Here is a 17,890-nt window from a genome sequence, read left to right on the forward strand (position 1 = left end):
TTTAGACTCCTGATTCGCGATAGTGGACGTCGCTGACGGCGCGCAGACGCTCTGCCGCCTGTTCCGCCGTCAGGTCACGCTGGGTTTCCGCCAGCATTTCATAGCCCACCATAAATTTACGCACCGTCGCAGAGCGCAGCAGCGGCGGATAGAAATGGGCGTGCAGCTGCCAGTGCTGATTCTCTTGACCGTTAAACGGCGCGCCGTGCCAGCCCATGGAGTACGGGAAGGAGCACTGGAACAGGTTGTCGTAACGGCTGGTCAGTTTTTTCAGCGCCAGCGCCAGGTCGTCGCGCTGCGCGTCGCTGAGATCGGTAATGCGCTGAACGTGCGCTTTCGGCAGCAGCAGCGTTTCAAACGGCCAGGCGGCCCAGTAAGGCACGACCGCCAGCCAGTGTTCGGTTTCCACTACGGTACGGCTGCCGTCGGCCAGCTCGCGCTGGGTGTAGTCCACCAGCATGGGTGAGCCGTTTTCTGCGAAATAGGCCTTCTGCAGGCGGTCTTCACGCTCGGCTTCGTTGGGCAGGAAGCTGTTCGCCCAGATCTGGCCGTGCGGATGCGGATTAGAGCAGCCCATCGCCGCGCCTTTGTTTTCGAACACCTGCACCCACGGATAGCTCTGCCCCAGCTCAGCGGTTTGCGCCTGCCAGGTGCTGACCACCTCTTTCAGCGCGTCCACGCTCAGCTCCGGCAGCGTTTTGCTATGATCGGGCGAGAAGCAGATCACGCGGCTGGTACCGCGCGCGCTTTCGCAGCGCATCAGCGGGTCGTGGCTCGCGGGCGCGTCCGGGGTGTCGGTCATCAGGGCGGCAAAATCGTTGGTAAACACGAAGGTGCCTTTGTAGTCCGGGTTTTTATCCCCGGTTACGCGCGTGTTGCCTGGACAGAGGAAGCAGTCCGGGTCGTGGTGTGGCAGCGTCTGTTTTGCAGGCGTCTCCTGCGCCCCCTGCCAGGGGCGCTTGGCGCGATGCGGAGAGACCAAAATCCATTGCCCGCTTAGCGGGTTAAAACGACGATGCGGATGATCGACGGGATTAAACGAAGTCATGACGGATCCTTAGTCCGGATAACCCTGCGGGTGGCGTGACTGCCAGTGCCAGGTATCCTGTGCCATTTCATCAAGCGTGCGGGTGACACGCCAGTTAAGCTCTTTGTCGGCTTTGGTGGCATCGGCCCAGTAAGCAGGCAGGTCGCCATCACGACGCGGAGCGAAGTGGTAGTTCACCGGCTTACCGCAGGCTTTGCTGAAGGCGTTAACTACGTCCAGCACGCTGCTGCCGACCCCGGCGCCGAGGTTATAAATATGCACGCCCGGTTTGTCAGCCAGCTGCTGCATGGCTGCAACGTGGCCGTCTGCTAAATCCATCACGTGAATATAGTCACGCACGCCGGTGCCGTCTTCGGTCGGGTAGTCATTACCAAAAATGGCCAGCGACTCGCGACGGCCTACCGCCACCTGAGCGATGTACGGCATCAGGTTGTTCGGGATCCCCTGCGGATCTTCACCCATATCGGCAGACGGATGGGCACCGACCGGGTTGAAGTAGCGCAGCAATGCGATGCTCCACTCCGGCTGGGCTTTTTGCAGGTCGGTCAGGATCTGCTCCACCATCAGCTTGCTTTTGCCGTACGGGCTTTGCGGCGTACCGGTCGGGAAGCTTTCAACGTAAGGAATTTTTGGCTGATCGCCATAGACGGTGGCGGAGGAGCTAAAGATAAAGTTTTTGACGTTTGCCGCGCGCATGGCGGAGATCAGACGCAGGGTACCGTTGACGTTGTTGTCGTAATACTCAAGCGGTTTCGCAACGGATTCACCGACCGCTTTCAGACCCGCGAAGTGGATCACCGCTTCGATGGCGTGGTCGTGAAGGATCTCGGTCATCAGGGCTTCGTTGCGGATGTCGCCTTCCACGAAGGTCGGCTGTTTACCGCCAAGACGTTCAATCACCGGCAGCACGCTGCGCTTACTATTGCACAGGTTGTCGAGGACGATCACATCGTGACCATTTTGCAGCAGTTGCACACAGGTATGACTTCCGATGTAACCGCTACCACCTGTTACCAGAACTCGCATAATTCGCTCCATTGGGCATATGGTATGTAATAACCATAGCATAACAGAGACGCGAAAAGTGTGACATGGGATAAAATAGTGGAATCGTTTACACTCGTTTTCACACTCGCTTTTTTGATGACTCAGCGCATTCTAGATCAAAGAGATAGTGATGTATTGATGCAAGTTATCTGAAAAGAGGAGGGCAACGCCCTCCGTGGTTAACCAACGTTGCTGAGAAGGTAACGATAACCCTCGCCGTCCGCGACAAACTCCAGACGGTGGGTGATGCAGGCGGGGGCATCTTCGGCATGGTGTGAAACGAACAGCAGCTGCGTTTCACCTTCGCTAATTAGCACGTCCACAAAGCGGCGGACCAGCTGTCGGTTAAGCGGATCCAGCCCCTGCAGCGGCTCGTCGAGGATCAGGAGCGTAGGGTGTTTTACCAGCGCGCGAACGATCAGTGCCAGGCGTTGCTGCCCCCACGACAGGCTATGAAACGGCGCGTCAGCCACCCGGCTATCCATCCCCAGAATATCCAGCCACTGCTGGGCCAGCTTGTGCTGTTTATCCGACACCGCCTGATAAATGCCGATGGAATCAAAATACCCGGATAGGATCACGTTGCGTACCGTGGTACTGACCCGGTAATCCAGATGCAGGCTGCTGCTGACGTAGCCGATGTGCTTTTTGATATCCCAGATGGTTTCGCCGCTGCCGCGACGGCGGCCAAACAGCGTCAGATCGTTGCTGTAGCCCTGCGGGTGATCGCCGACGATCAGGCTCAGCAGCGTGGATTTCCCCGCGCCGTTGGGGCCGACGATCTGCCAGTGTTCGCCAGGATTGACCGTCCAGCTGAGGTGGTTAAGGATCGGACGGTCATCATAGGAGACCACCCCGTCGCGCAGAACGATAAGCGGCTGCCGGGGATCGAGACCGTGGCGTGCTGCCTGCGCGTCGGGCTCCGGCAGCGCAATGCCCGCCAGCTTTTCGCTGTGCGCAAGCTGGGCTATCAGCGCCTGTCGGAGCAGGGCGGATTTTTCCCCGGTTTCGATCAGGCTGCAGTCTGCCAGCACGCCCGCGTTCTGCACGAAATCAGGAATTTCATCAAAGCGGTTCAGCACCAGTACGATCGTATAGCCTTCCTGATTCAGAGAGCCCAGCAGGGCGGCCAGCTGGGCGCGGGAGTGGATATCCAGCCCGTCAAAGGGCTCATCCAGAATCAGCAGCTCCGGCTGGCCCATAAGCGCCTGGCACAGCAGCGTTTTCCGCGTCTCGCCGGTAGAGAGATATTTAAACCGCCGGTTCAGCAGCGCGGAAATGCCAAATTGTTCGGCCAGATGCTGGCAGCGAGCGGGATCTTTCAACTCATCCTGAATAATTTCCGCCGCCGTGCGGCCGGTATCTTCTTCGCCAGGACTGAGCAAATCGGTGTTATTGCGCTGCCACTCGTCGCTGACCAGCTTCTGCAGCTGTTCAAAGGACAGGCGCGTCAGGCGCGTGAAATCGCTCCGGCATTCGCCTTTGAGAAGGGGAAGCTCTCCCGCCAGCGCGCGGGCCAGCGCGGATTTACCGCTGCCGTTTGTGCCGACAAACGCCCAGCTTTCACCCGCGCGTATTGTCAGACCGGCAATCGTCAGCGTTCGGGTATCGCTAAGACGAAACGTACCTTGCGAAATATGCAATGATGACATGATGTATCCCATTTTTTGCAGCAACAGATGTCAGGGATACGCACTGTCGGCACGATTGTCAATGCGCTCAGCACAATGTGGCGATAATCACCCGGTCTGCGTTGAAATATGCGGTGACGATAGCACCTTCTTCTAAACCGTCCGCCTCGCTGAGCGGAACCGTTGCGCAGAGCGCCTGTCCGTCTGCCAGGGGCATCAGCACCTCACACTGCTCCTTGCCGCGTTCGATATGGCTGACGGTGCCGCGCAGCTGGTTATCAGCCGCTTTTGCCGCGTTTGGGTCGCGTGTGATATTTACCCATGGCGCTTTCAGCAACACCAGCACCTCTTTGCCTTCATCCAGATCGAGGCGCTGTGCACTCTGCGCCGTTATCGCCGCTTTCAGACGAGTGACGCCGTCGGCAAGCAGGATCTCAATATGCTGCTGTACCTGGAGATTATCGCGCGCCGTCACCGTACCAAACCACTGGTTGCGGGCGCTGGTCTGCAACGAGAAGCGGGAAATGGCGGCCAGCAAGCTGTCCAGCGGAACGTTGTCGTCGTCACTCAATACATCGAACGCTTTTTGCTGAATCTGTCCCAGGAGATCGTAAAGCTGAATCAGGCGCTTGCCGTAACGTGTGACGACAGCACCTCCACCGCCTTTGCCCCCTGTGGCTCTGTCCACCAGCGGTTGTTCGCTCAGGGTGTTCATTTCATTGATGGCATCCCAGGCGCTTTTATAGCTAATCCCGGCGTTCTTAGCGCCCTGGCTAATTGATCCGGTTTGTTCTATCTGTTTAAGCAGGGCAATACGTCGTGGATCGGCGAAAAGCTTTTGCTGAAGTCGGAGAGTAAGAAGAATTTCGGCCTGCATAACAGTGTCCTGGCAAAAAGAATATTGTGACCCAAATGGTGCAGGGCGCAAAGGGCACCGCACAAAAGGGGATGTTTTTCTTACTTTTCGGGGTAGAATAGTCCATTCACAAAATCTGGAGAAAACCATGTTAGAGTTGTTGAAAAGTCTGGTATTCGCCGTGATCATGGTACCAGTAGTGATGGCCATCATCCTCGGTGCCATCTACGGCCTGGGTGAAGTGTTCAACGTCTTTTCGAATATCGGTCACAGAGACCGTGCGAAAAAGCAGCATTAATTTCCCACAAAACGCCCGGCTTGCCCGGGCGTTTTGCTCTCAAGCTTTTCTTACTTTCGCCGATATTATTTAACGCATCACACCGATTACCTCTTGAGCGGTACGAATTACCGCTGGGATCTCTCTGACGATACCGTTATATTGATGTGTATATAACGATACTCACAGGAGTTACAGATGGCACGTTCATGGGTACGCCTTTTCGCAGGGGCAACGCTGACGCTTTCACTTACCGGACACGCGCTGGCGGACGAAGGTAAAATCACGGTCTTTGCGGCGGCGTCGTTGACCAACGCGCTGCAGGATATTGCGGCGGCGTATAAAAAAGAGAAAAACGTCGAGGTGGTCTCCTCTTTTGCCTCTTCCTCTACGCTGGCACGCCAGATAGAAGCGGGCGCTCCGGCAGATCTGTTTATCTCTGCTGACCAGAAGTGGATGGACTACGCGGTGGAGAAAAAATCGATTGATGCGGCGACCCGCGAAACGCTGCTGGGGAATAGCCTTGTTGTGGTTGCACCGAAGGCCAGCGCGCAGGGTGAATTCACCATCAACAAAGAGACAAACTGGACTCGTCTGCTGAACGGTGGCCGTCTGGCGGTGGGTGACCCGGAACACGTTCCGGCCGGGATTTACGCTAAAGAAGCGCTGCAAAAGCTGGGCGCATGGGAGACCCTGTCACCAAAACTGGCCCCGGCGGAAGATGTGCGCGGCGCGCTGGCGCTGGTGGAACGTAACGAAGCTCCGCTGGGCATTGTGTATGGCTCCGATGCCGTTGCCAGCAAGGGCGTAAAAGTGGTTGCCACCTTCCCGGAAGACTCACACAAGAAAGTGGAATATCCTGTGGCGATTGTTGATGGACATAAAAATGCGACCGTAACGGCCTTCCGCGATTATCTGAAGGGGCCGGAGGCGTCCGCAATCTTTAAACGTTATGGATTTACGACTCACTGATGATACTGACCGATCCTGAATGGCAGGCTGTTCTGCTGAGCCTTAAAGTCTCCTCCCTTGCGGTTGCGCTGAGTTTGCCCTTTGGGATCTTTTTTGCCTGGCTACTGGTTCGCTGTCGGTTTCCCGGCAAAGCCCTGCTCGACAGCGTCCTTCATCTTCCTCTCGTTTTGCCGCCCGTGGTGGTCGGTTATCTGCTGCTGATTTCGATGGGGCGACGCGGCTTTATCGGCGAAAAGCTCTACGACTGGTTCGGAATCACCTTTGCCTTTAGCTGGCGCGGTGCGGTACTGGCGGCGGCGGTGATGTCATTCCCGCTGATGGTCAGAGCGATCCGCCTCGCGCTGGAAGGCGTGGATATGAAGCTCGAACAGGCAGCCCGCACGCTCGGCGCCGGGCGCTGGCGCGTCTTTTTTACCATCACGCTTCCGCTTACGCTGCCGGGCATCATTGTCGGGACGGTGCTGGCGTTCGCCCGCTCGCTGGGCGAGTTTGGTGCGACCATCACGTTTGTGTCGAACATTCCCGGCGAGACGCGGACCATTCCGTCGGCCATGTATACTCTGATCCAGACGCCGGGGGGAGAGAGTGCCGCAGCGCGGCTGTGCATCATCTCCATCGTGCTAGCCCTGGTTTCGCTGCTGGTTTCTGAATGGCTGGCGCGTCTGAGCCGCGAGCGGATGGGGAAATAACGATGCTGGAACTGAATTTCACCCAGACGCTGGGAAACCACACCCTGACGCTTAACGAGACGCTGCCTGCAAGCGGCATCACCGCCGTCTTCGGCGTGTCGGGCGCGGGAAAAACGTCTCTGATTAACGCCATCAGCGGCCTGACGCGCCCGCAGTCAGGCCGTATTGTCCTGAATAACCGCGTCCTGAATGACGTGGAGAACAAGGTTTACCTCTCGCCGGATAAACGCCGCATCGGCTATGTTTTCCAGGACGCGCGCTTGTTCCCGCACTACAGCGTGCGCGGCAACCTGCGCTACGGCATGGCGAAAAGCATGGCCGGACAATTTGATAAGCTGGTGACGCTTTTAGGCATTGAACCCCTGCTCGACAGGCTGCCGTCCTCGCTCTCCGGCGGTGAGAAACAGCGCGTGGCCATTGGCCGCGCGTTGCTTACCGCCCCCGAACTGCTGCTGCTCGACGAGCCGCTGGCCTCGCTGGATATACCGCGCAAGCGCGAACTTCTGCCTTACCTGCAGCGTCTGACCCGCGAAATTAATATTCCGATGCTTTACGTCAGCCATTCACTGGATGAGATCCTCCATCTGGCCGATAAGGTGCTTGTGCTGGAAGAGGGCAGCGTGAAGGCCTTCGGCAATCTGGAAGAGGTGTGGGGCAGCAGCGTGATGCACCCCTGGTTACCCAGAGAGCAGCAGAGCAGCATCCTGAAGGTCAGCGTTCTGGAGCATCATCCGCACTACGCGATGACCGCCCTGGCGCTGGGCGACCAGCATCTGTGGGTCAATAAGATCGATAAACCGTTACAGTCCGCGCTGCGTATTCGCATTCAGGCATCGGACGTCTCGCTGGTGCTGCAGCCGCCGCTGCAAACCAGTATTCGAAATATTCTGCGCGCCAAAGTGGCGGAGTGTTTTGATGATAACGGGCAGGTGGAAGTGAAGCTCGACGTGGGCAGCAGGACGCTCTGGGCGCGCATCAGCCCGTGGGCCAGGGATGAGTTAGCAATCAAGCCCGGCCTGTGGCTTTACGCGCAAATCAAGAGCGTCTCGATTACCGCCTGATTACAGCAGGTGGGTATAGATGTACTGCGCGATGCTGTCGGTGGTGTTGTCGCCAATCACCACGTTAGCGCGCGCTTTTACCGCGTCGTCGGCATTGCCCATCGCCACGCCCGTACCGGCGGCTTCCAGCATGCTGATGTCGTTGTAGTTGTCGCCGAAGGCAATCACGTCCTGCATAGACCAGCCTTTTGATTCCACGTACTGCGTCAGGCGCTTGCCTTTGCTGTTACCCTTGCGGGCAATATCCACCTGATCGTGCCAGGACCATTCGCACTCCAGCCCCAGCGTGTCCTCGACGTGTTTCGCGAAGGTGTTCAGCTTGTTGGTGTCTTCATCCGTCAGGGCGAATTTCCAGATAGCTTCAACATCCCGGGCCGCCTGGCGCAGGGAGGAAACCTGGGTAAAGACCGGACGCTGCGCTTCAGGCAGGGACAATGCCCAGTTGCTGGTGCGCACCACGTGGCCGGTTGGGCGCTCGTACACCATCGCGTTATCCACGTACATCAGGCCGTGAACGTTATGCTCATCCAGAAGATCAATCAGCTGCAGCGCCTGGGGAACCGGCAGCGGGTCGGAGGCTAAAACCTTTTTTGCCTGATAATCATACAAATAAGTGCCATTACAACAAATTGCAGGTGTATCTAGCGCCAGTGCCTGATAAAAAGGGTGAATGGCAACGTGATGTCGACCCGTTACGATAAGGAGTTGATATCCCACTTCCTGCGCACGTTTAAGCGCTTCAAGGGAAGAGGGGAGCAGGGTTTTCTGAGGGGTAAGTAATGTTCCGTCTAAATCCAGTGCAATCACACGCGAGGTCATTTGTTCTTCCGGGTTAATGTTGAATTTTAGGTCTCAGGGGATGTTACACCGAGAGTAAATCGCTGCAAAATTCCTGGCTAAAATTCAGCATTCACCGTTAAAAATAATCACTTTCACGTGCAGTGAGGAAAGGAGTATTCATGAAACAAACCGTTTATACCGCCAGTCCTGAAAGTCAGCAGATCCACGTCTGGCGCTTGAATGCAGAAGGTTCGCTCACGCTGGTTCAGGTTGTCGATGTGCCGGGCCAGGTGCAACCGATGGTCGTCAGCCCGGATAAACGTTTCTTGTACGTGGGCGTGCGTCCGGAGTTTCGCGTGCTGGCCTACCGCATCTCTCCTGACGACGGCGCGCTGACCTACACCGCTGAAGCGCCACTGCCGGGCAGCCCAACCCACATCTCGACCGATCGTAAAGGCAACTTTGTCTTCAGCGGCTCATACAACGCAGGCTGCGTTAGCGTTACGCGTCTGGAAAATGGCCTTCCGGTTGATACCGTGGATGTCGTGGAAGGGCTTGAAGGCTGCCACTCGGCGAATATCTCTCCGGACAACCGCACGCTGTGGGTGCCTGCGCTTAAGCAGGATCGTATCTGCCTGTTTACCCTGAGCGACGATGGTCACCTGGTGGCGCAGAATCCTGCTGAAGTCACCACCGTTGAGGGCGCAGGTCCTCGCCATATGGTCTTCCATCCGAACCAGCAATATGCCTACGTCGTTAATGAACTGAACAGCTCTGTGGACGTATGGGAGCTGAAAGATCCTAACGGCCAGATTGAGTGCGTGCAGACGCTGGATATGATGCCGTCTGACTTCTCCGACACCCGCTGGGCGGCGGATATTCACATCACGCCGGATGGCCGCCATCTGTACGCCTGCGATCGTACCTCCAGCCTGATTACCGTCTTCAGCGTCTCCGAAGATGGCAGCGTGCTGGCGATTGAAGGCTTCCAGCCAACGGAAACCCAGCCGCGCGGCTTTAATATCGATCGCAGCGGTAAATACCTGATTGCGGCGGGGCAGAAATCCCACCACATCGCGCTATATGAAATCAAAGGCGAGCAGGGGCTGCTGGAAGAGAAAGGACGCTATGCGGTCGGCCAGGGACCAATGTGGGTGGTCGTTAACGCTCACTAAGCGGCTTAAAACAAAAAACCTCGCGAATGCGAGGTTTTTTTATGCCCGGTGGTTGCCGGGTGAGCACATCAAAACGTAACCAACACGTCCATCATAATATTGGCTTGAGGTGATGTAAATTCATCATCAACGAAGAAAAAAGATTATGAGACGATGTGAGATATAAATATTTAATATAATCAGTTGGTTATTTGTGTTCTCTTTATAAATTCCTAAACTCCCTTTAACTGTTTTTATGTACAGTAATGGTCTGATATCATTCTGTCCGTTGGTTTGATGTGTTGCAGTTCCGCAATTCAGGATCCCTTTTAAGTCCTGGCTGTCGGGTGGTGCCGGCGGTGCCTAAACTGCGGAGCACATCAAAACATAACCAACACACCTCTGGTGACAGGCAGCGGAAAGGTAAATCAGAGGAGAAGTGCTCTATACCAAAGGAGTGGCGTATGAGCGGTGTGGAATGGGCAATTCTGTTCCTGCAACTCATGGTTGCGATTATGCAACTATTGGATGCGTATCTTAAGTTTGGTGCCTGACGTATCCAGTCGCAGTAAAAAGGGGGATTAACATCCCCCTTTTACTCTTATATTACTGCTTCGGCTCAGCAACCACGTTGCTGCCCAGACCGCGGTTGTTGTATTCCCACATGCGGTTGAAGTTCGCGTCGTTCAGGTTGCGCTGCACGTTCCCTTTGTCATCCACCGCACCGGTATTGCCGGAGAACGGACGTTTAGAGATAGCGGCATCAGCCCACGGCTTCGCCACGTTAAAGCCTTCGTTGATTACGCTGTCGCGGATAACGACCTGGCCGTTGGTAGCGGAGTCCACGTCCAGGGAGCGGCCCAGCTGCGCCACGCCGTCACCGGCCGCGTTAAAGCGGCTGTTCACGGCCAGGAAGCCGTAGAACAGGTTAGACTGGGTTGCCGGAGCAAACACATAGCCTTCCTGCTGGGTACGGGAATTCACCACGCGGAAATCGGTGTTATCAAACACCACCGCGCCGCGACCGGACACCAGATCCACGTCACCTTCAACGTAGCTGTTGGTCACCAGCGTACGGGTCAGACGGTTGTTCTGCAGCGTGTTCTGTACGCCGCTGTTGGTCACGAAGAAGGTGTTCTGACGGCCCAGAATGTTGACGTTGTTAATCTGCACCTTATCGCCGTCGCTACGCAGCGCAACGGCCTGGTGGTTACCGGCATCCACGCTGTCACCCAGGGTATTCTGAATGGTCAGGTTCTGCAGCTGCAGGCCATTATTCTGCGACCAGAATACCGCCGAGCACATCATGCCAACGGTGGCGGAACGCTTGCTCTGGCAGTTATCAAACATATACCACGCCGGTTTGCCCGGCATATATTTGCCTGCCGGGTTTACCAGGTGACGCCAGGCGGTACTGTCGATTTCGGAATCAATCGCCAGGCCAATTTTTACATCGATGGCTTTTTCGCCCAGACCGTAAATCGTAATGCTGCCAGGAGCCGCCGGAACATACACGGTGCCTTCGTATTCACCCGGCAGGATCGCGATGTACTGGCGAGACGCGCTGTGTTTAGCGATCGCCGCGTCAACCGCTGCCTGGATAGAGGTATGCGTTACGCCCTGCGCGCCAGCCGGGCCAACAACGAAGTCAGGCTGTTTAGGCAGGTTAATCGAAGACGGTGTCCACGGTGCGGCGTTAGGATCCATCGACGAGAAGTAATGGGCGCGGTCGAAATTCTTCGCTTCATCCGCTGACAAAATCGGGCGGGAGGCGGTACCGGGCGCTACCTGCTCAGAAGGACGCTGATCCGGTGGTGTAGAACTGCATGCGGATAATGTCACGCCAAAGGCGAGCGCTAACGCCAGACGGGAAATCCTGGAAATGTTCAAGGTGAAGCTCCTGGGTATGCAAGTCTTTACGGGATAGACGAAATAGCCTGCTTTTTTATACTAAGTTGAGCGAAACGGGAAGATAAAAAGGGTAAAAGTTGCATTTTTTGCCCGGAGGTGACGGGAAAGTCATCACAAATAAATAACATTTTCCCTCAAGGCGGTTGACAGCCGACGATGGATGCAAATAAATGTCTATACAACCCATGACAAGTGGAATGCCCATGCAGCTTCATCCTGACGATGTAATATGGCGAAATGCGCGCCTGGCAACAATGGTTCCCGATACATCCGCGCCTTATGGCCTGAAAGAGCAGCACGCGCTGGTCGTGCGCGGCCAAACTATCCTTGCCGTGCTCCCTGAATCTGATCTTCCTTCCGGACACCGTCACGTCATCGATCTTGAGGGACGTCTGGTCACGCCAGGCCTGATTGACTGCCATACCCATCTGGTGTTCGGCGGCGACCGCGCGGCGGAGTGGGAGCAGCGTCTGAACGGCGTCTCTTACCAGACCATCAGCGCTCAGGGGGGCGGGATTAACGCCACCGTGACGGCAACGCGCAGCAGCTCACCCGAAACCCTGCTTAAGCTGGCGCAGCAGCGGCTCCAGCGTCTGATGAATGAAGGGGTAACGACCGTTGAAATCAAATCGGGATACGGGCTAAACCTTGATACCGAAGAGAAGATGCTGCAGGTTGCCCGCCAGCTGAGCCTCGATAATCCGATCGATATCAGCCCAACGCTGCTGGCTGCCCATGCGGTGCCGGCAGAATATCGACAGGATCCGGATGCGTACCTCGCGCTGGTCTGTGAGCAGATCCTGCCCGCGCTGTGGCAAAAAGAGCTATATGAAGCAGTAGACGTGTTTTGTGAAAACGTCGGCTTTACCCCGTCGCAAACCGAGCGCCTCTTCCAGGCCGCTGCCGCGCTCGGTATCCCGGTGAAAGGGCATGTTGAACAGCTGTCGAATCAGGGCGGCGCGGCGCTGGTCAGCCAGTATAACGGGCTGTCGGCCGATCATATCGAATATCTCGACGACGCGGGCGTTCAGGCGATGGCGCAAAGCGGCACGGTTGCCGTCCTGCTGCCGGGGGCGTTCTATTTTCTGCAGGAGCGCCAGCGTCCGCCGGTTGAACAGCTCCGAAAATACGGTGTTACGATGGCCGTCGCCACCGACTATAACCCCGGCACCAGCCCGTTTGCGAGCCTGCACCTGGCGATGAACATGGCCTGCGTCCAGTTTGGCCTCACCCCTGAAGAGGCCTGGGCTGGCGTCACGCGCCATGCGGCTCAGGCGCTGGGCCGTGGCGCAACCCACGGGCAGCTGCGGGCGGGGTTTGTTGCCGATTTTATCGTCTGGGATGCTCGCCATCCGGTGGAGATGGTCTACGAGCCGGGGCGCAACCCGCTTTATCAACGCGTTTTCCGTGGGGAGGCAGCATGAGCTTATGGCGGCCCGTAGCCGAAACGGTCTGGCAGGGGCGCGACGACAGCGCCGAGGCCACCTATGCAACGCGCATTTTCCAGACGATAAAGCAGCAGGGGCAGTTCACGCCGCTTTCATCCGGCATCGCGCTGGTAGGATTTGAGTGCGATGCAGGGGTTAAACGCAATCAGGGCAGGCCCGGCGCCGCGCAGGCCCCTGATATCCTGCGCAAAGCGCTGGCGAATATGGCAAGCCATCAGGGACACGAGCGGCTGGCGGATATGGGCTCGGTGTACGTTGAAGGCGATGAGCTTGAACCCGCACAGCGGGCGTTAAGCGATGCCGTGACGGCCTGCCAGCAGTCCGGGATGCGCACGCTGGTCTTTGGCGGCGGGCACGAAACCGCCTGGGCGCACGGCCGGGGTGTTCTGGATGCGTTCCCCGGCGAGCGCGTGGCGGTGATAAACCTGGACGCGCATCTTGACCTGCGCAAGGCCGACCGGGCGACGTCCGGCACCCCGTTTCGTCAGCTGGCTAACTACTGCGATGAACGCGGGCGCGAGTTTCGCTACGCCTGCTTTGGCGTCAGCCGCGCGGCGAACACTCAGGCGTTGTGGGATGAGGCCGAACGCCTGAACGCTACGCTGGTGGAGGATCTCCATTTCAGGCGCGAGGCATTATCGGCGCTGGAAAAGGTGCTGGCGCAGGCCGATCGCGTCTATCTGACGATCGATCTGGACGTCCTGCCCGCGGGCGAAATGCCTGCCGTTTCCGCCCCTGCGGCATTAGGGGTTCCGGCGCTGGATCTGCTGCCGGTTATCGAACAAATCTGCCGCAGCGGTAAGCTGCAGGCCGCCGATCTGGTAGAGTTTAACCCGCAGTACGATCGGGACGGACAGGGCGCAAAGCTCGCCGCCCGTCTGGCCTGGCAAATTGCTCACTGGTGGGCATAACACTTTTTAAGGAGTCATGATGTTTTCACGCTCGCCCCTGCCGCAACCGAGCCCTCCCGCGCCTTTTTATGAAAAGGTGAAGCAGGCGATCAGCGAAAAGATTGCTACCGGCGTCTGGCGCCCGCACGATCGCATTCCGTCGGAGGCTGAGCTGGTGGCGCAGTTCGGTTTTAGCCGGATGACCGTCAACCGGGCGCTGCGCGAGCTCACCGACGAAGGGCTTCTGGTGCGCCTGCAGGGGGTTGGGACCTTCGTGGCGGAGCCCAAAGGACAGTCGGCGCTGTTTGAAATCCGCAGCATCGCGGACGAAATTGCCGCGCGTAACCATCAGCACCGCTGCGAAGTGCTGGTGCTGGAAGAGACTCAGGCCAGCGCCGAGCAGGCCGTTGAGCTGAACGTCAAAGAGGGCAGCCGCATCTTCCACTCTGTGATGGTGCATTTTGAAAACGACGTTCCGGTGCAGATTGAAGATCGCTGCGTCAGCGCAGAGCGGATACCGGACTATCTGAACCAGGATTACACCCACACCACGCCGCACGCCTATCTCTCGCTCGTCGCACCGCTCACGGAAGGGGAGCACATTGTGGAAGCCGTGCGCGCGACGCCGCAGGAGTGCGAGCTGTTGCGCATTAAAGAACACGATCCGTGCCTGCTGATCCGCCGCCGTACCTGGTCGTCATCGCACATCGTGTCGCACGCCCGACTGCTTTTCCCGGGGAACCGTTACCGGCTGCAGGGCCACTTTATGTCATAAGTTTTATAAGCGTGATCGCTAACGCAATATAACAAAATTGTATCTTTTTTGTTAAATACGACCTTGTGTGTGCTTGTCTATACAAGTATATCTAAATGCATCATCTGTCCCTTATGAGGAGCACACAATGTCGTCAAGTAAATACCGCCAGCAGGACGTCCGCGCCGCGCGCGGCACCACGCTTACCGCTAAAAGCTGGCTCACCGAAGCCCCGCTGCGCATGTTGATGAACAACCTTGATCCTGAGGTGGCGGAAAATCCCCACGAGCTGGTGGTCTACGGCGGCATAGGCCGCGCCGCGCGCAGCTGGGAATGCTATGACGCAATTGTAAAATCCCTGACCGAACTCGAACACGACGAAACCCTGCTGGTGCAGTCCGGCAAGCCGGTTGGCGTGTTCAAAACCCACAAGAACGCGCCGCGCGTGCTGATCGCCAACTCTAACCTCGTGCCGCACTGGGCCACCTGGGAACACTTCAACGAGCTGGACGCGAAAGGGCTGGCGATGTATGGCCAGATGACCGCCGGGAGCTGGATCTACATCGGCAGCCAGGGGATTGTGCAGGGCACCTACGAAACCTTCGTGGAAGCGGGGCGTCAGCACTATAACGGCTCGCTGAAGGGGCGCTGGGTGCTGACTGCGGGTCTCGGCGGCATGGGCGGCGCGCAGCCGCTGGCCGCCACGCTTGCCGGTGCCTGCTCGCTGAACATTGAGTGCCAGCAGAGCCGCATTGATTTCCGCCTGCGCACCCGCTACGTCGACGAACAGGCAAACGATCTGGATGACGCGCTGGCGCGCATCAAAAAATACACCTCAGAAGGTAAAGCCGTATCGATTGCCCTGTGCGGCAACGCGGCGGATATTCTGCCGGAGCTGGTTGCCCGCGGCGTGCGCCCGGATCTCGTCACCGACCAGACCAGCGCCCACGATCCGCTGCACGGCTACCTGCCAAAAGGCTGGACGTGGGAAGAATACCAGCAAAAAGCGGAAACCGACCCGGAAGGCACGGTGCTCGCCGCCAAACGGGCCATGGCAGAACACGTCTCCGCAATGCTGGCCTTCAGCCAGATGGGCATTCCGACCTTTGACTACGGCAACAACATTCGCCAGATGGCGAAAGAGATGGGCGTGAATAACGCCTTTGACTTCCCGGGCTTCGTGCCTGCCTATATTCGTCCGCTGTTCTGCCGCGGCATCGGCCCGTTCCGCTGGGTGGCCCTGTCCGGCGATCCTGAAGATATCTACAAAACCGACGCCAAAGTGAAGGAGATCGTCGCAGACGACGAACACCTCCACCACTGGCTGGATATGGCCCGCGAGCGCATCAGCTTCCAGGGCTTACCGGCGCGCATCTGCTGGGTAGGGCTGGAGTGGAGGCAAAAGCTGGGCCTGGCCTTCAACGAAATGGTTCGCAGCGGTGAAGTCTCCGCGCCGATCGTCATTGGCCGCGACCACCTGGACTCCGGCTCCGTAGCCAGCCCGAACCGTGAAACCGAAGCCATGCGCGACGGCTCTGACGCGGTCTCCGACTGGCCATTGCTTAACGCCCTGCTGAATACCGCCAGCGGCGCCACCTGGGTCTCGCTGCACCACGGCGGCGGCGTCGGGATGGGCTTCTCCCAGCACTCTGGAATGGTCATTGTCTGTGACGGAACCGATGAAGCGGCCGCGCGCATCGCCCGCGTGCTGCACAACGACCCGGCAACCGGGGTGATGCGTCACGCGGATGCGGGTTACGAGATTGCCATTGACTGTGCCAAAGAGCAGGGACTGAACCTGCCGATGATCCCTGCCACACAAGGAAAGCATGCATGAACGCGTTAACACTCACTCCCGGCTCGCTGACGCTCAAACAGCTGCGTAACGTCTGGCGCCAGCCGGTCACCCTTTCACTTGATGAAAGCGCCCACGCCGCGATAAACGACAGCGTCGCCTGCGTAGAAGCGATTGTTGCCGAAGGGCGCACCGCCTACGGGATCAACACCGGATTTGGCCTGCTGGCGCAGACCCGCATCGCCACGCACGATCTGGAAAACCTGCAGCGTTCTCTGGTTCTTTCCCACGCGGCGGGCGTCGGCCAGCCGCTGGACGACGAGATTGTCCGTCTGATGATGGTCCTCAAGATTAACAGCCTGGCGCGCGGCTTCTCCGGCATCCGCCTGAGCGTGATCCAGGCGCTGATGGCGCTGGTGAATGCGGAAGTCTATCCGTGGATCCCCGCCAAAGGCTCCGTCGGCGCGTCTGGCGATCTCGCGCCGCTGGCGCATATGTCGCTGCTGCTGCTGGGTGAAGGCAAAGCGCGCTGGCAGGGCGAATGGCTTCCTGCGAAAGAGGCGCTGAAAAAAGCAGGATTAGCCCCGATCACCCTGGCGGCGAAAGAGGGGCTGGCGCTGCTGAACGGCACCCAGGCGTCGACCGCTTTCGCGCTGCGCGGCCTGTTTGAAGCGGAAGATCTGTTTGCCTCGGCGGTGGTGTGCGGTGCGCTGACCACGGAGGCGGTGCTGGGCTCGCGCCGTCCGTTTGATGCGCGTATTCATGACGTACGCGGCCAGCGCGGGCAGATTGACGCCGCCGCGATGTACCGCCACGTGCTTACCGATACGAGTGAGATTGCGGATTCACACCATAACTGCGAGAAGGTGCAGGATCCGTATTCCCTGCGCTGCCAGCCGCAGGTAATGGGCGCATGCCTGACGCAGCTGCGCCAGGCGGCAGAAGTGCTGCTGGTGGAGGCCAATGCGGTGTCCGACAACCCGCTGGTGTTCGCCCAGGAAAACGAGGTGGTCTCCGGGGGCAACTTCCACGCCGAGCCGGTGGCGATGGCGGCGGATAATATCGCGCTGGCGATTGCCGAAGTCGGAGCGTTATCCGAGCGCCGCATCGCGCTGATGATGGATAAACATATGTCCCAGCTGCCGCCGTTCCTGGTGCGTAACGGCGGGGTCAACTCGGGCTTTATGATTGCCCAGGTGACCGCGGCGGCGCTGGCAAGCGAGAACAAAGCCCTGTCGCACCCGCACAGCGTGGACAGCCTGCCAACCTCGGCGAACCAGGAAGATCACGTTTCGATGGCCCCGGCTGCCGGACGTCGTCTGTGGGAAATGGCCTCCAACACCCGCGGCGTGCTGGCGGTGGAATGGCTGGCGGCGTGCCAGGGTATCGATCTGCGTGATGGGCTAAAATCCAGCCCGCTGCTGGAGCAGGCGCGCCATGCGCTGCGCGAGCACGTATCGCACTACGATGATGACCGCTTCTTTGCGCCGGATATTGATAAGGCGATGCAGCTTCTGGAAGAGGGGAGGCTGGTGGGACTGTTGCCTTCCGTGCTGTGATGTTTCCCCTCACCCCGG

17 protein-coding genes are annotated in these 17,890 nt (G+C 58.2%); 11 read left to right on the plus strand and 6 right to left on the minus strand.

The genetic code is table 11. The annotated features are described in order from the left end of the window. Position 1: 1 nt before the first annotated feature. From galT to modE, 4 genes are all read right to left on the minus strand, one after another. Positions 2-1,048, minus strand: a complete 1,047-nt coding sequence (gene galT, locus UTO39_RS08560) for a galactose-1-phosphate uridylyltransferase (RefSeq protein ID WP_320726951.1) — start codon at positions 1,046-1,048, stop codon at positions 2-4. A gap of 9 nt (positions 1,049-1,057) precedes the next feature. Then, positions 1,058-2,074 (minus strand): UDP-glucose 4-epimerase GalE, encoded by a 1,017-nt coding sequence (gene galE, locus UTO39_RS08565; RefSeq protein ID WP_320726952.1) that lies wholly within the window; start codon positions 2,072-2,074, stop codon positions 1,058-1,060. Between the two features lie 200 nt (positions 2,075-2,274). After that, a complete protein-coding gene (gene modF / locus UTO39_RS08570) occupies positions 2,275-3,747 on the minus strand; it encodes a molybdate ABC transporter ATP-binding protein ModF (RefSeq protein ID WP_320726953.1) in 1,473 nt (490 codons plus the stop codon). A 67-nt stretch (positions 3,748-3,814) separates the two neighbouring features. Further along, on the minus strand, positions 3,815-4,603 hold the full coding sequence (gene modE / locus UTO39_RS08575; protein ID WP_061098834.1) for a molybdenum-dependent transcriptional regulator: 789 nt from the start codon (positions 4,601-4,603) through the stop codon (positions 3,815-3,817). Positions 4,604-4,730: 127 nt separating this feature from the next. Between modE and UTO39_RS08580 the strand changes: the two genes are divergently transcribed. The 4 genes from UTO39_RS08580 (at position 4,731) to modC (ending at position 7,581) form a co-directional block, all read left to right on the plus strand. After that, a complete protein-coding gene (locus tag UTO39_RS08580; RefSeq protein ID WP_013097516.1) occupies positions 4,731-4,880 on the plus strand; it encodes an AcrZ family multidrug efflux pump-associated protein in 150 nt (49 codons plus the stop codon). 177 nt (positions 4,881-5,057) lie between these two features. Beyond that, on the plus strand, positions 5,058-5,831 hold the full coding sequence (gene modA / locus UTO39_RS08585; RefSeq protein WP_320726954.1) for a molybdate ABC transporter substrate-binding protein: 774 nt from the start codon (positions 5,058-5,060) through the stop codon (positions 5,829-5,831). Next, a complete protein-coding gene (gene modB, locus UTO39_RS08590; RefSeq protein ID WP_041910749.1) occupies positions 5,831-6,520 on the plus strand; it encodes a molybdate ABC transporter permease subunit in 690 nt (229 codons plus the stop codon). The genes modA and modB overlap by 1 nt, the downstream gene beginning before the upstream one ends. A gap of 2 nt (positions 6,521-6,522) precedes the next feature. Beyond that, positions 6,523-7,581, plus strand: coding sequence for a molybdenum ABC transporter ATP-binding protein ModC (modC, locus tag UTO39_RS08595; RefSeq protein ID WP_151412756.1), 1,059 nt, complete (start codon positions 6,523-6,525; stop codon positions 7,579-7,581). Here modC and UTO39_RS08600 read toward each other — a convergent pair whose 3' ends face one another. Beyond that, complete coding sequence (locus tag UTO39_RS08600; protein ID WP_266178500.1) at positions 7,582-8,400, minus strand: pyridoxal phosphatase; 819 nt, start codon at positions 8,398-8,400, stop codon at positions 7,582-7,584. Positions 8,401-8,540: 140 nt separating this feature from the next. Here UTO39_RS08600 and pgl point away from each other — a divergent pair, with 140 nt between their 5' ends. Further along, complete coding sequence (gene pgl, locus UTO39_RS08605; RefSeq protein WP_253541272.1) at positions 8,541-9,536, plus strand: 6-phosphogluconolactonase; 996 nt, start codon at positions 8,541-8,543, stop codon at positions 9,534-9,536. 443 nt (positions 9,537-9,979) lie between these two features. Continuing rightward, positions 9,980-10,069 carry a type I toxin-antitoxin system toxin TisB gene (gene tisB / locus UTO39_RS08610; RefSeq protein ID WP_023332440.1) on the plus strand — a complete coding sequence of 30 codons (90 nt, stop codon included), beginning with the start codon at positions 9,980-9,982 and terminating at the stop codon, positions 10,067-10,069. 52 nt (positions 10,070-10,121) lie between these two features. Here tisB and UTO39_RS08615 read toward each other — a convergent pair whose 3' ends face one another. Continuing rightward, a complete protein-coding gene (locus UTO39_RS08615; RefSeq protein WP_320726955.1) occupies positions 10,122-11,405 on the minus strand; it encodes a putative acyl-CoA thioester hydrolase in 1,284 nt (427 codons plus the stop codon). Between the two features lie 224 nt (positions 11,406-11,629). Here UTO39_RS08615 and hutI point away from each other — a divergent pair, with 224 nt between their 5' ends. The 5 genes from hutI (at position 11,630) to hutH (ending at position 17,872) form a co-directional block, all read left to right on the plus strand. Further along, on the plus strand, positions 11,630-12,850 hold the full coding sequence (gene hutI, locus UTO39_RS08620; protein ID WP_320726956.1) for an imidazolonepropionase: 1,221 nt from the start codon (positions 11,630-11,632) through the stop codon (positions 12,848-12,850). Then, complete coding sequence (hutG, locus tag UTO39_RS08625) at positions 12,847-13,785, plus strand: formimidoylglutamase (RefSeq protein ID WP_320726957.1); 939 nt, start codon at positions 12,847-12,849, stop codon at positions 13,783-13,785. The genes hutI and hutG overlap by 4 nt, the downstream gene beginning before the upstream one ends. Positions 13,786-13,804: 19 nt before the next feature. Beyond that, positions 13,805-14,539: a histidine utilization repressor gene (locus UTO39_RS08630; protein WP_320727074.1), complete on the plus strand. Its 735-nt coding sequence runs from the start codon at positions 13,805-13,807 to the stop codon at positions 14,537-14,539. Between the two features lie 127 nt (positions 14,540-14,666). Next, positions 14,667-16,355: a urocanate hydratase gene (hutU, locus tag UTO39_RS08635; protein ID WP_320726958.1), complete on the plus strand. Its 1,689-nt coding sequence runs from the start codon at positions 14,667-14,669 to the stop codon at positions 16,353-16,355. Beyond that, complete coding sequence (gene hutH / locus UTO39_RS08640) at positions 16,352-17,872, plus strand: histidine ammonia-lyase (protein ID WP_320726959.1); 1,521 nt, start codon at positions 16,352-16,354, stop codon at positions 17,870-17,872. The genes hutU and hutH overlap by 4 nt, the downstream gene beginning before the upstream one ends. Positions 17,873-17,890: the final 18 nt, after the last annotated feature.

Origin of the sequence: Enterobacter sp. 118C5 (assembly GCF_034107645.1) — a bacterium.
Taxonomy (GTDB): Bacteria; Pseudomonadota; Gammaproteobacteria; order Enterobacterales; family Enterobacteriaceae; genus Enterobacter; species Enterobacter nematophilus.